The sequence below is a fragment of the Dellaglioa sp. CoH-55-MRSF-6 genome (assembly GCF_056782215.1).
Map to the genome: position 1 here is coordinate 13,520 of NZ_JBXAYJ010000004.1, position 14,006 is coordinate 27,525.

Here is a 14,006-nt window from a genome sequence, read left to right on the forward strand (position 1 = left end):
AGAGGTGAACCTTGTATGAGCATTAAAGCTGAAGAAATCAGTGCTTTAATTAAAGAACAATTGGAACAATATAAAGACGAACTTATCGTTGATGAAGTAGGTACCGTTACTTATGTTGGTGATGGTATTGCTCGTGCACACGGTTTGGATAACGCTTTATCAGGAGAATTGTTAGAATTTTCTGACGGTACTTATGGTATGGCTCAAAATCTAGAAACAAACGATGTTGGTATCGTTATTTTAGGTGGCTATGAAGGTATCCGTGAAGGCGACGTTGTCAAACGTACGGGTAGAATCATGGAAGTTCCTGTTGGTGAAGAACTTATCGGACGTGTTGTTAATCCTTTAGGCCAACCCATCGATGGTAAAGGTGATCTTAAGACAAACAAAACTCGTCCAGTCGAAAAAAAGGCTCCAGGAGTTATGGATCGTAAGTCAGTTGATCAACCTTTACAAACTGGACTTAAAGCTATTGATGCTTTAGTTCCAATTGGCCGTGGACAACGTGAATTGATTATTGGTGATCGTAAGACTGGTAAAACATCAGTTGCTATTGATACGATTTTAAATCAAAAAGATCAAGACATGATTTGTATCTATGTTGCTATTGGACAAAAAGAATCAACTGTTAGCGCACAAGTGGAAACGTTACGTCGATTAGGCGCAATGGACTACACAATTGTCGTTAGTGCTGGTCCTGCTTCTCCCGCACCATTATTATGGTTAGCTCCATATACTGGTTCAGCAATGGGTGAAGAATTCATGTATAACGGTAAACATGTCTTGATTGTATTTGATGATTTATCAAAACAAGCAACGGCTTACCGTGAACTGTCATTAATTTTGAGACGTCCGCCGGGTCGTGAAGCTTATCCTGGTGATGTTTTCTACTTACATTCACGTTTACTTGAACGTGCAGCTAAGTTAAGTGATGAATTGGGTGGTGGTTCAATGACTGCTCTTCCATTTATCGAAACACAGGCTGGTGATGTTTCTGCATATATTCCTACTAACGTAATTTCGATTACTGATGGTCAAATTTTCTTGGATAGTGATTTATTCTATTCAGGTACTCGTCCAGCTATTGATGCTGGTACATCAGTTTCTCGTGTTGGTGGGTCAGCTCAAATTAAAGCAATGAAGAAAGTTGCCGGAAGCCTTCGTTTGGCTCTTGCATCATTCCGAGAATTAGAATCATTTTCTCAATTTGGTTCTGATTTAGATGCCGCAACACAAGCTAAATTAAATCGTGGACATCGTACGGTTGAAGTACTTAAACAACCATTACACAAGCCATTAGTTGTTGAAAAACAAGTTTTAATTTTATATGCATTAACACATGGATTCTTGGATTCAGTTCCTGTTGATGATATTCTTCGTTTTGAAGGTGAAATTTTTGATTTCTTTGATAATAATCATAGTGATCTTTTAAATCACATCAAAGAAACAGGTAATTTACCTGACGAAGATAAATTTGATGCTGCAATCAAAGACTTTTCAGAAGGTTTCCAAGTAACTCCTGAAAAAGCGTAAACTAAAAGTAAATGAAAGATGGTGAGAATTAATGGGTGCTTCATTAATGGAAGTAAAGCGTCGAATCGTTTCAACTAAGAAAACGGGACAAATAACTGGCGCAATGCAAGTTGTTTCGACTGCTAAGTTAAGCCAAATTCAGCGTCATACTCAAAGTTATCAGATATATGCTTCTAAAATTAGAAGTGTCATTACCCATCTTGCCCAATCTCACCTTTTAGATGCTAAAGCTGGAAAATCAAAGCAATCATCTGAGAATGATAGTTCAAAATTTTCAGGTTTTGATATGTTACAAAAGAGACCTGTTAAAAAAAGTGGTTATTTAATTATTACTTCTGATCGTGGTTTAGTTGGTAGTTACAATAGTAACGTAATTAAACAAACATTAGATTTGATGAAGCAAAATGGCCATACTGTAGATAATGCTGTTATTATTGCTGTTGGTGGTACTGGTGCTGACTTCTTTAAAAATAGAGGATATGAGGTTGCCTACGAATACCGTGGTGTAAGTGATATTCCAACGTTTATTGAGGTTCGTGAAATCGTTAAATCAGTAGTAACAATGTATAACAGTGAAGTTTATGATGAATTATTTGTTTGTTATAATCATTTCGTTAATAGTTTACAATCGGACTTTCATTCTGAACAAATGCTTCCTATTTCAGAAGTGAATATGGATACAGATGCAGAAGGTATTGAAACGTCTAATGTGATGGGGAATGAAGATTATGATATGGAACCTTCAGGAGACGCAATTCTTGAAGTTGTTCTACCTCAGTTTGCTGAAAGCTTAGTATATGGTGCGATTTTAGATGCTAAAACAGCTGAACATGCTTCAAGTTCTACAGCAATGAAATCTGCGACAGATAATGCTAAAGATATTATTGCATCATTAGAATTAAAGTATAATCGTGCACGTCAAAGTGCTATTACAACAGAAATTACAGAAATTACTGGTGCAACAGCTGCTTTAGAGTAAAATGACAGGAGGAAATACAGAAGATGAGTCTCGGTAAAGTTGTTCAAGTTATCGGGCCCGTCGTCGATGTACAATTCTCTTTAAACGAAACCTTACCAGATATCAATAATGCGTTAAAAGTTACACGTGAAGATGGAACTGCTCTAATTATCGAAGTTACGCTTGAATTAGGTGACGGAGTTATGAGAACAATCGCCATGGATTCTACGGATGGCTTGCAACGTGGAACAGTTGTTGAAGACACAGGTGCTTCAATTTCTGTCCCTGTTGGTGAAGATACTCTTGGTCGAGTGTTTAACGTTTTAGGAGATACCATTGATGGTGGTCCTGAATTTAATAAAGATGCAGAGCGCAGTAGCATCCATAAAGATGCTCCTAAATATGATGAATTAAGTGCAAGTACTGAGGTTCTTGAAACAGGAATTAAAGTTATTGACTTGTTAGCCCCTTATATTAAAGGTGGTAAAATTGGATTATTCGGTGGTGCCGGTGTTGGTAAAACTGTTTTAATTCAAGAATTAATTCATAATATTGCTCAAGAACATAATGGTATTTCAGTGTTTACCGGTGTTGGTGAACGTACTCGTGAAGGTAATGACCTTTACTTTGAAATGAAAGAATCCGGCGTGTTAGAGAAGACAGCCATGGTGTTTGGTCAGATGAACGAGCCGCCTGGTGCCCGTATGCGTGTTGCATTGACTGGTCTTACAATTGCGGAATATTTCCGTGATGAAAAAGGACAAGATGTGCTATTGTTTATTGATAATATTTTCCGCTTTACACAAGCTGGTTCTGAAGTTTCAGCCTTATTAGGCCGTATTCCTTCAGCCGTAGGTTATCAACCAACATTAGCTACTGAAATGGGTCAATTGCAAGAACGTATCACGTCAACTAAAAAAGGTTCAGTTACATCAATTCAAGCAGTTTATGTTCCAGCTGATGATTATACTGATCCTGCTCCTGCAACGACGTTCGCCCATTTGGATGCAACAACTAACTTGGAACGTAGCTTAACGCAACAAGGTATTTACCCAGCTGTTGATCCTTTGGCTTCAACTTCAAGTGCTTTGACACCTGAAATTGTTGGAGAAGAACATTATCGTGTTGCTACGGAAGTTCAACATACGTTACAACGTTATCGTGAATTACAAGATATTATTTCTATTTTAGGTATGGATGAATTATCTGATGATGAAAAAGTAATTGTAGCACGTGCGCGTCGCATCCAATTCTTCCTTTCACAAAACTTTAATGTTGCCGAACAATTCACAGGAAAACCTGGATCATATGTACCAATTGCTGAAACAGTTCAAGGATTTAAAGATATTCTTGATGGTAAATATGATTCACTTCCTGAAGATGCTTTCAATGGTGTCGGCCCAATCGAAGATGTTATTGAAGCAGCAAATAAAATGGCAAAATAGGGGGTAATAACAGATGGCTGAAGATTCAGTTTTGACCGTTAGTATCGTCACTCCTGATGGTAGTGTTTATGACAATAATGCTAAAATGATTATTGTTAAAACACCCAGCGGGGAAATGGGTATTTTACCCAATCATATTCCAGTTATTGCTTCTCTTGATATTGATGCTGTCAGGGTTAAGGTAAATGATAATGAAGAAGATGAAATTGCCGTAAGTGGTGGATTCATTGAATTTTCAAAAAATGTCGCAACGGTTGTTGCAAATGCAGCAGAATGCCAAGAAGATATTGATGAAAATCGTGCACAGGCTGCTAAAAAAAGAGCTGAGCAGATGATTTCTACTGCAAAACAAACACATAATGTTGATGAACTTAAAAGATCTGAAATTGCACTTAGACGTGCAATCAATCGAATTAATATCTCTAAACATTAATACAAAAGTGGGTGCTGGATTTATTCAGTACCTTTTTTTGTATATACATATTAAATATTTCATTTTTGTTACAAATATTAGCGACAAGTGGTACAAAATATGCTATGCTTATGACGAATAAATTTTAGGAGTGTTTTGATGAATACTGTGGGAATCCAATCGCTAGTTACTTTAATGAGTCATCTAATGTTTATTGGAATTGCTTTTTGGGCAATTCAAGGGTTACGAATAGACAGGTTTTTCCCACAAAGTAGCCAACAAAGAATCAAAGTTTTAATTGTCTTATTGGCTATTTTATTAGGATATACAAGCAGTGCCTTTTTCTTAAATTTTATTGATAATGTTCGTAATTTAGTTTTTTTAGTTAAATAATAACGGGGGAATAACTTGTGGAAAAAATAATCGTCAAGGGTGGAAACTCACTCAATGGAACAGTGCATATAGAAGGCGCAAAGAATGCAGTATTGCCAATTCTAGCAGCCGGAATTTTAGCAAGTAGTGGTGAAAATACACTGTCAAATGTACCAGTTTTGTCAGATGTCTTTACAATGAATAACGTACTACGTTTTTTAAATTTAGACGTTGACTTTAATGAAGAAACTAATGAAGTTAAAATGAGTGCGACTAAAGAATTATCACCAGAAGCACCATTTGAATATGTTTCAAAAATGCGTGCTTCTATTGTTGTAATGGGACCACTTTTGGCACGACTTAAACATGCGAAGATTGCAATGCCTGGTGGGTGTGCAATAGGTTCTCGCCCAATTGATTTGCATTTAAAAGGTTTTGAAGCAATGGGTGCGCATATTGAACAATTCGATGGTTATATAGAAGCAACTGTAGATGAATTAAAGGGTGCCAACATTTATCTTGATTTTCCAAGTGTAGGTGCAACTCAGAATATTATGATGGCTGCAACATTAGCTACTGGTACAACTGTGATTGAAAATGTTGCAAGAGAACCAGAAATTGTTGATTTAGCTAATATTTTAAATAAAATGGGTGCTAAAGTACAAGGTGCTGGTACCGAAACAATTCGCATTCATGGTGTTAAGGCATTACATGGCGCTGATCATGCAGTTGTCCAAGATCGGATTGAAGCAGGGACATTCATGGTTGCTGCAGCAATGACTCAAGGTAATGTTTTAATCGAAGAGGCTATTGCGGAACACAATAAACCATTAATTTCTAAATTAGAAGAAATGGGCATTGACGTTATCCAAGAAGACAATGGTATCCGAGTAATTGGAACAGAAAAAATTAAACCAACTACAGTTAAAACATTGCCTCATCCAGGGTACCCAACTGATATGCAGCCTCAAATGACTGTCCTTCAATTAATGGCAGATGGTACAAGTATTTTAACAGAGACGGTATTCGAAAATCGTTTTATGCATCTTGAAGAATTACGACGTATGAATGCAAAATTTAAGATTGAAGGCAACTCAGTTGTCATGTATGGTCCAACTGACTTCAATGGTGCAGAAGTTGCTGCTACAGACTTAAGAGCTGCTGCAGCACTTGTGCTAGCAGGATTAGTAGCTCGTGGTTATACACAAGTTACACATCTTGAATATCTTGATCGAGGCTACTATCATTTCCATCAAAAGTTAGAAGCTTTGGGTGCTGAAATTAAACGTATCAATGATGATACACAAGATATAATTATTAAGACAGAAAATGAAGTAAAATAGAAGAAATGTCCATTTTGGACATTTTTTTATTGTATAGGTATATGGTATAATGCTTACATTAGTGTAAGTTTTAAGTGCCGAGAGGAGAAGCATAATGGCTAAAGATATTGGTATTGATTTAGGAACCGCAAATGTATTAATTAACGTACAAAATAAAGGAATCGTCTTAAATGAACCATCTGTTGTTGCAATTGACACAAAATCAGGTCGTGTATTAGCAGTTGGATCAGAAGCATATAAAATGGTTGGTAGAACACCTGGTAGTATTAGAGCTATCAGACCTATGAAAAATGGTGTCATTGCTGATTTTGATATTACAGAACAAATGTTAACTTACTTTATTAAAAAATTAAATGTGAGCGGCTTTTTATCAAAACCAAGTATTTTGATTTGTTGCCCAACAAATATCACATCAATTGAACAAAAAGCAATTATTCAAGCTGCTGAAAAAGCTGGTGGTGGCAAGGTTTATCTTGCTGAAGAACCTAAAGTTGCAGCTATTGGTGCTGGGTTGGATATTTATCAACCCCGTGGTAGTTTAGTGATTGATATTGGTGGTGGTACAAGTGATGTTGCCGTTATTTCATTAGGCGATATTGTAGCAAGCCGTTCATTACGTGTTGCTGGTGATCAATTGAATAGTGATGTTATCAATTTTGTTAAGCAAAAACATAACCTTCAAATCGGTGAACGTACAGCTGAAAAAGCTAAAATTGAAATTGGGACAGTTTACCCAGACAATCGTGCATTAGAAATGGAAATTCGTGGACGAGATGTTGTTACTGGTTTACCAAAGACAGTTGTGCTTAGCTCTGCTGAGATTGAAGAAGCAACTCATGATACAATGCAAGCAATCGTTGCAGCAACTAAAGAAGTTCTTGAACAAACACCACCAGAATTAGCATCAGATATTATTGATACTGGGATTATTTTAACAGGTGGCGGTGCATTATTAGATGGTGTTGATTTATTAATGTCATCGAACTTAGATATTCCTGTTATGGTGTCAGAAACACCATTGGATGATGTCGCAAAAGGAACTGGATTCTTGTTAGATCATATTGAAAAACAAGGTAGATAACAACTGTGATACTGGTTATTAAGGGAGGTCTATTAACGGGGCAATCTGTTGATGGACCTTTTCATATAGGAGGTGTCATTTATTTATGCAAAACTTAATGCTTGCACCAATCAAGTTTTATCAAAAATTTATTTCACCGATGTTTCCACCTAGTTGCCGGTACTATCCAACATGTTCAAACTATATGATTAAGGCAATTCAAAAACACGGTGCAAAAGGTATTATTATGGGTATCGGTAGGATTTTACGATGCCATCCTTTTGTCAGAGGCGGATACGATCCCGTACCTGATTACTTTACCGTACGAAGAAATAAGAACCCTAAAGGAGAAGAAAAGCATGTCTAAAAAAGAAAAAGAGATTGAAGTAGCAGAAAATGATATTAAAATTAATGGTGAGGATGCAGTTTCATTAACCGTTGGCGGTATTGAAATTGGTACAGTCATTCAACAAGATACAAAATTTGTTGCAACATTAAGTAACGGTGAGATATTCAAAGCTAAAACTCGTGATGAAGGTATTGATACTTTATTGCGCGATTTTCACTTACATCGCGGTTAATTAGTCAATTATTAAATTTTAGCCTATTCAAAAATTTAACGAAATAAGTGACATAGTGTGGAGGGGAATTCTATGAGTAGTAGAAAAGATGAGGTCGATAGTGAGTCAAGAATTGATTATGGTATTATTTTTGCCGTTTTAGTCTTGGCAATTATTGGGCTTGCCTCAATTTACGTATCAGCATCCCATGATACTAGTGCGACCTCAATTGTTAGCCAAATGGTTTCACAGTTAATGTGGTACGCTATTGGTGTCATTGCAATTGTCGTTATTATGCAATTTGACTCAGAACAATTATGGCGAGTCGCACCGATAGGGTATTTTATTGGCCTGTTTTTATTGATGATTGTTTTAGTCGTATATAGTCGACCTTTATATATAAACACAGGTGCTAAAAGTTGGATACCATTAGTTGGTTCGTTAACGTTCCAACCATCAGAAGTTATGAAGCCAGCATTTATATTAATGTTGGCGCGTGTGGTTACGATACATAACAATGATTATCCAACTCATAAAATTGGGACAGATATTATTTTATTAGCCAAAATGATAGCATGGACGTTACCAGTAGTTATTTTATTAAAACTGCAAAATGATTTTGGAACAATGCTCGTTTTCTTTGCTATTTTAGGTGGTGTCATTTTAGTTTCAGGTATCACTTGGAAGATTATTGGACCGGCATTTGGAACGGTGGCTGTTGTAGGTGGAACGGCATTATATATGGTTATTTCAACAACTGGTCGATCAATTCTAGAAAAAGTTGGCTTTTCTGCCTACCAATTTGACCGAATTGATAACTGGTTAGATCCATCAAAAGATACATCCGGAACAGGATATCAATTATGGCAAAGTATGAAAGCCATTGGATCAGGACAAATGACTGGTAAGGGATTTAACGTGTCAAATGTTTATGTTCCCGTCCGTGAATCTGATATGATTTTTTCTGTTATCGGCGAAAACTTTGGGTTTATTGGTGGTTGTATTTTAATCTTTATTTATTTCTTACTCATTTATCGAATGGTTCGTGCAACCTTTGATACGAAGAATGAATTTTATGCTTACTTATCTACTGGGGTCATTATGATGATTTTATTCCATGTTTTTGAAAACATTGGGATGAGTATTGGGTTACTACCTTTAACAGGTATTCCATTACCATTTGTCAGTCAAGGTGGGTCTGCTTTAGTAGGAAATATGATTGGAATTGGCTTAATTATGTCAATGCGATACCATCATAAGAGTTACATGTTCAGTAGCGAAGACGAAGATTTTGATAAAAAGATAAGGCAGTGATTCTATTATGGAATCACTGTTTTTTAAAACTAGGAGGTTTTGATGATGATTGATTTTTATTGGTATCCTAAATGTTCAACTTGTAGAAAAGCAAAACAATGGTTAGACGAAAATGAGGTTGAATACCATATAATAGATCTTATCCAAGAAACACCAAAGGCGAGTCTAATCGAAAAATGGTTGAATGAGTCTGGTCTTCCAGCAATATCTTTTTTTAATACACAAGGAAATAAGTATCGTGAATTAAATCTAAAAGATAAACGACCAACGATGACAATTCAGCAATCAAGTCAAATTTTAGCATCAGATGGGATGTTAATGAAACGTCCGGTATTAACTGATGGAACAAAATTAACGACCGGATTCAGTGAAGATGTTTTTACAGAGACATGGTTAAATAAATAAAACTGTTGACATTAAATTTTAATCTAGCTATAATCAACTACAATAAGAAATACAGATAAGACGTTTTGAAAAGATGAGTAAATTTTAGTAATTAGTTAAGAGAATCCTGGTAGCTGAAAAGGGATCAAAATTACGGAATTGAATATGGTCTTGGAACGTTTGGTAGATGAGCAATGTTAATCTACCTTGGGTACGCCCAATACAGCGGAAAGGTATCGGTTATATTAAAACCCGTACCTGATGAGATTGTTATCGTGAGGTAACAATAAAACAAGGTGGTAACACGTGAAGTTTATAACTTCTCGTCCTTCCGTTTATTAAACGGGGGATGGGAGGTTATTTTTTTGCAGAAAAATTAGGAGGTATTAACATGATTGAGTTTAAAAATGTATCAAAAGAGTTTATCACGAAAAGTGGTAAGGTTAGCGCTGTTTCTGATGTGAATCTTTCGGTGGAAGATGGTAGCATCTTAGGTATTGTAGGATATTCAGGTGCTGGTAAAAGTACATTAATTAGAATGCTGAATGGATTAGAGACACCAACTTCGGGTGAAGTTGACGTTAATGGCGCTAAAATCGCATCTTTATCGGGTAGAACATTGAGAAAGCAACGTCAAAAAATTGGCATGATTTTTCAACATTTTAATTTACTCTGGTCACGAACGGTTGTGGAAAACATCATGTTTCCACTTGAACTTGCTGGAATAAGTAAAACTGAGCGGTTGTCCAAAGCTGAAGAATTAACAACATTAGTTGGGTTAAAAGGTAAAGAAAATGCATATCCTTCTGAGTTATCTGGTGGACAAAAGCAACGAGTTGGGATTGCTAGGGCTTTAGCGAATGATCCTGAAATTTTGATTTGTGATGAAGCAACAAGTGCGCTAGATCCACAAACAACAGATGAAATATTAGATTTATTACTTCAAATTAATCATAAATTGAAATTAACAATTGTATTAATCACTCATGAAATGCATGTGGTTCGTAAGATATGTGATCACGTTGCTGTAATGGAATCTGGAAAATTAGTGGAGAGTGGACTTGTCTTAGACGTCTTTAAGCGTCCGAAACAAGACGTCACAAAACGATTCGTTAATCAGGAGGTCACACCAGCTCTACATGATACTGAACTTGCTGTAAATGAATTAATTGAAGCTTATCCACAAGGGTTGATTGTTCAATTAACCTTTCACAGTACGCAGACGCAAATGCCAATTATCTCTGAAATGTTAAGACAAATTCCAGAAGTTGATTTTAATATCGTTGAGGGTTCCATTCATCAAACTCAAGGTGGCCCAATTGGAACATTATATATTCAATTAACTGGTCCAAAAATAAGTTTAGATCAAACCGTTCCATTCTTGCAAAAAATGAAAGTAGAAACGGAGGTATTGCATTATGGGGACTAATACTTGGGCGTCATATTTTAACTTTAATGCTGTTAACTGGGATGAATTCTGGTCAAATACTTGGGAAACAATCAGTATGACATTAATATCTACAATAGCCGTTACAATTTTGGGTATTATCTTAGGTCTTATTTTATTTGAAACAAAACAAAAAACGACCGGTAAAATAAGTATCTGGGTAAAAATAATTAATTGGATTGTTTCAGCCATGGTTAACATTTTTCGTTCAATTCCGTTTATTATTTTAATTGTCTTATTATTGCCTTTTACTAAGGCTTTAGTTGGTTCTATTATTGGACCGATTGCAGCATTGCCAGCTCTAATCCTCTCGGCGGCTCCATTTTATGCACGAATGGTGGAACTTGCTTTTCGTGAGATTGATTATGGTGTGATTGAAGCAGCTGAAGCAATGGGTGCTAACAAGGCACAAATCATTTGGAAAGTACTATTACGAGAAAGTTTACCAGCTCTTATTTCAGGGGCGACAGTTACTGGAATTACAATTATTGGGTACACGGCAATGGCTGGTACGATTGGTGCCGGTGGGCTAGGAAATTGGGCTTTCATTGAAGGTTATGGTGCTAATAATAATACTGTTACACTAGTTGCAACGGTCACAATCATCATTATTGTTGCCATTTTTCAACTTATTGGTGATCATTCAGCTAAATTAATCGATAAACGAAATAATTAAGGGGTAACCTCATGAGAATAAACAAAAAGTTCATTTTTTCATTTCTATTTTTGACTCTTTTATTAGCTGGATGCGGGAAACAATCAAATGGAATGACTACTTTGACAATTGGTGCTAGTAATATGCCCCATGCAGAAATTCTAGATCATGTAAAACCAATGTTGGCAAAAGAAGGTATCGATTTAAAAGTTAAAGTTTTTCAGGATTATGTGATGCCTAATAAAGCGACTGAATCTGGTGATTTAGATGCTAATTATTTTCAACATAAACCATTTTTAGATAATTGGGACAAACAGAATAATGGTGATTTAATAAGTGTTGGAAATGTTCATCTTGAACCAATCGGTGTCTATTCTAAACAAGTTAAAAAGTTAACTGATTTGAAGAAAGGAAGTACGGTTTTAGTATCTAACAGTATTTCAGATTATGGTCGTGTTTTAACTATTTTTAAAGATGCTGGATTAATAACCCTGAAAAAAGGGACAGACGTGGCAACTGCAAATTTTGCTGATATCAAAACAAATAAATTAAATTTAGTTTTTAAGCATACGTATGAGCCAAAATTGATGTCTGATTTATATGAAAATAATGAAGGCTCAGCCATCATTATTAATGCAAATTATGCGGTTGAAGCTGGATTAAATCCAACGAAACAAGCTATTGCATTAGAACGTAGTACATCATCATATGCGAATTTAGTTGCTGTCGCACCAAAAAATAAAGATAATCCTGCGATTAAAAAGTTAGTTAAAGCACTACAATCTAAAAAGACACGCGAATGGATTTTGAATAAGTATAAAGGTGCCGTTATTCCTGCAAAATAAAGAGAATTGAATTAGTCGACATGACTAATTCAATTCTCTTTATTTTGCAATTTTATTAATTAGCCATTTGAAAATAGCTAAATCTGATGGTTCTCTTATATAAGACATTTCGGGATGCCATTGAACACCTAAAATGAGACCGTCATTACTACTGATACCTTCAATTAGGCCATCTGAACTTGTCGCAATGGCCGTTAATGAATCACCTAAACGGTTAATGGCTTGGTGATGGTACGTATTGACACGAAGCGTTGAACCATAAGTATCTGATAAATAATTATTTGCTTTAATCGATACAGAATGTGTGGCGTATTCTGGTAATGTTGGATCTTGTAAATGCTTAACTTGCCAATTTGAATAGTCACTTAAATCTTGATAGAGTGTTCCACCAAAAAAGACGTTAAGTATTTGTAGTCCACGGCAAATACCAAGTATTGGTATTTTTCGAGAAATAGCTTCCTTGATTAAAGCGAGCTCCATTTCGTCACGTGGGGGATTTAATTCTTCTAATTTTGGATGAGGTTCTTGGCCGTATAAGATTGGTGAAACATCTTGACCACCTGCTAATAGTAAACCATCTACCAAATCAAGATAACTAGATGCGTTTGCTAAATCAGTAGGAATGATTAGTGGTAAACCGCCAACTTCAATAATGGCATCAATATAGCCTTGAGGTGTATAAGTAATTTCGTTAATGTGCATGCCTGTAATTGGATTTCGATTAGGATTTCCAACAATACCGATAATAGGTTTCATAAATGAACCTCCTCAAAATTTACTTTTTATTAGTTTAACTTAATTAAATAAAGATTGCGAGTCTCGAGGCTCCATTGAAATGGATAATTTATTAAGATAGAATGGAATATATTAATGAATCGGAGGAATGCTAAAATGTCGACACTTGAGGTTAAAAATTTACATGTAGAAATTGAAGATAAAGAAATTTTAAAAGGTGTTAATTTAAAAATGTCGACTGGAGAAGTACACGCAATCATGGGTCCAAATGGAACAGGTAAATCAACTTTATCTGAGGCCATTATGGGGAATCCTGCGTATAAAGTGACAGAAGGCGAAGTATTGCTGAATGGTGTAAACATTTTAGAACTACCTGTTGATGAGCGAGCTCGAGCAGGATTATTTTTAGCAATGCAATATCCTTCAGAAATTCCTGGTGTAACAAATGCTGAATTTATGCGTGCAGCAATCAACGCACGTCGACCGGAAGATAAACAAATCCCAATTCGAGAATATTTAAAGAAATTAGATAAAACGATGACAACTTTAGATATGACTGAGGAAATGGCTGATCGTTATTTAAATGAAGGTTTTTCAGGTGGCGAAAAGAAACGTAATGAAATTTTACAACTGATGATGATTGAACCAAAATTTGCTATTTTAGATGAAATTGATTCAGGTCTAGACATTGATGCATTGAAAGTTGTTTCGAGAGGCGTAAATGAAATGTTGAAAAATGCGGAATTTGGAACACTTATGATTACGCATTACCAACGTTTGCTGAACTATATTGTGCCTGATGTGGTGCACGTTATGATGGATGGACGGGTTGTTAAAACGGGTGGCGCCGAACTTGCAGAAAAACTGGAAGAAGAAGGCTATGCTGGTTTGCGTGATGAATTAGGGCTAGACATTACTTTAACAGACGAGAACCTTTAGTGGA

At 35.8% G+C, this 14,006-nt stretch carries 16 protein-coding genes; 15 read left to right on the forward strand and 1 reads right to left on the reverse strand.

Translation table 11 applies throughout. From position 1 onward, the window contains the following. Positions 1 to 15 precede the first annotated feature (15 nt). The 14 genes from atpA to AC1RPK_RS05315 all read left to right on the forward strand — a co-directional run bounded on the left by atpA (position 16) and on the right by AC1RPK_RS05315 (position 12,328). Entirely contained in the window at positions 16 to 1,533 is a 1,518-nt protein-coding gene (atpA, locus tag AC1RPK_RS05250; protein WP_481761638.1) for a F0F1 ATP synthase subunit alpha, read from the forward strand. A 31-nt stretch (positions 1,534 to 1,564) separates the two neighbouring features. Continuing rightward, complete coding sequence (locus tag AC1RPK_RS05255; protein WP_481761639.1) at positions 1,565 to 2,512, forward strand: F0F1 ATP synthase subunit gamma; 948 nt, start codon at positions 1,565 to 1,567, stop codon at positions 2,510 to 2,512. A gap of 23 nt (positions 2,513 to 2,535) precedes the next feature. Next, entirely contained in the window at positions 2,536 to 3,936 is a 1,401-nt protein-coding gene (gene atpD / locus AC1RPK_RS05260) for a F0F1 ATP synthase subunit beta (protein WP_409022308.1), read from the forward strand. A 13-nt stretch (positions 3,937 to 3,949) separates the two neighbouring features. Next, the gene (locus tag AC1RPK_RS05265; protein WP_481761640.1) at positions 3,950 to 4,369 is read left to right on the forward strand and encodes a F0F1 ATP synthase subunit epsilon; all 420 of its coding nucleotides are present in this window, start codon (positions 3,950 to 3,952) and stop codon (positions 4,367 to 4,369) included. Between the two features lie 138 nt (positions 4,370 to 4,507). Further along, positions 4,508 to 4,741 (forward strand): DUF1146 family protein, encoded by a 234-nt coding sequence (locus tag AC1RPK_RS05270; RefSeq protein WP_409022310.1) that lies wholly within the window; start codon positions 4,508 to 4,510, stop codon positions 4,739 to 4,741. Positions 4,742 to 4,758: 17 nt separating this feature from the next. Next, positions 4,759 to 6,063: a UDP-N-acetylglucosamine 1-carboxyvinyltransferase gene (gene murA, locus AC1RPK_RS05275; RefSeq protein WP_481761641.1), complete on the forward strand. Its 1,305-nt coding sequence runs from the start codon at positions 4,759 to 4,761 to the stop codon at positions 6,061 to 6,063. A 94-nt stretch (positions 6,064 to 6,157) separates the two neighbouring features. Then, entirely contained in the window at positions 6,158 to 7,144 is a 987-nt protein-coding gene (mreB, locus tag AC1RPK_RS05280) for a rod shape-determining protein (RefSeq protein WP_409022312.1), read from the forward strand. A gap of 85 nt (positions 7,145 to 7,229) precedes the next feature. Beyond that, positions 7,230 to 7,490, forward strand: coding sequence for a membrane protein insertion efficiency factor YidD (gene yidD, locus AC1RPK_RS05285; protein WP_409022313.1), 261 nt, complete (start codon positions 7,230 to 7,232; stop codon positions 7,488 to 7,490). Continuing rightward, entirely contained in the window at positions 7,483 to 7,704 is a 222-nt protein-coding gene (locus AC1RPK_RS05290) for a DUF2969 domain-containing protein (RefSeq protein ID WP_409022314.1), read from the forward strand. The genes yidD and AC1RPK_RS05290 overlap by 8 nt, the downstream gene beginning before the upstream one ends. A 72-nt stretch (positions 7,705 to 7,776) precedes the next feature. Further along, entirely contained in the window at positions 7,777 to 8,997 is a 1,221-nt protein-coding gene (locus AC1RPK_RS05295) for an FtsW/RodA/SpoVE family cell cycle protein (protein WP_481761642.1), read from the forward strand. Between the two features lie 45 nt (positions 8,998 to 9,042). Next, positions 9,043 to 9,402 (forward strand): arsenate reductase family protein, encoded by a 360-nt coding sequence (locus tag AC1RPK_RS05300; protein ID WP_481761721.1) that lies wholly within the window; start codon positions 9,043 to 9,045, stop codon positions 9,400 to 9,402. A gap of 370 nt (positions 9,403 to 9,772) precedes the next feature. Then, the gene (locus AC1RPK_RS05305; RefSeq protein ID WP_481761643.1) at positions 9,773 to 10,810 is read left to right on the forward strand and encodes a methionine ABC transporter ATP-binding protein; all 1,038 of its coding nucleotides are present in this window, start codon (positions 9,773 to 9,775) and stop codon (positions 10,808 to 10,810) included. Continuing rightward, positions 10,800 to 11,504: a methionine ABC transporter permease gene (locus AC1RPK_RS05310; RefSeq protein WP_409022317.1), complete on the forward strand. Its 705-nt coding sequence runs from the start codon at positions 10,800 to 10,802 to the stop codon at positions 11,502 to 11,504. Before AC1RPK_RS05305 ends, AC1RPK_RS05310 begins: the two co-directional genes overlap by 11 nt. Positions 11,505 to 11,521: 17 nt before the next feature. After that, positions 11,522 to 12,328 carry a MetQ/NlpA family ABC transporter substrate-binding protein gene (locus tag AC1RPK_RS05315; RefSeq protein ID WP_481761722.1) on the forward strand — a complete coding sequence of 269 codons (807 nt, stop codon included), beginning with the start codon at positions 11,522 to 11,524 and terminating at the stop codon, positions 12,326 to 12,328. A gap of 39 nt (positions 12,329 to 12,367) precedes the next feature. Here the strand turns inward: AC1RPK_RS05315 and AC1RPK_RS05320 are convergent, their stop codons facing one another. Beyond that, positions 12,368 to 13,084, reverse strand: coding sequence for a gamma-glutamyl-gamma-aminobutyrate hydrolase family protein (locus tag AC1RPK_RS05320; RefSeq protein WP_481761644.1), 717 nt, complete (start codon positions 13,082 to 13,084; stop codon positions 12,368 to 12,370). Positions 13,085 to 13,219: 135 nt separating this feature from the next. Here AC1RPK_RS05320 and sufC point away from each other — a divergent pair, with 135 nt between their 5' ends. After that, positions 13,220 to 14,002, forward strand: a complete 783-nt coding sequence (sufC, locus tag AC1RPK_RS05325) for a Fe-S cluster assembly ATPase SufC (RefSeq protein WP_481761645.1) — start codon at positions 13,220 to 13,222, stop codon at positions 14,000 to 14,002. Positions 14,003 to 14,006: the final 4 nt, after the last annotated feature.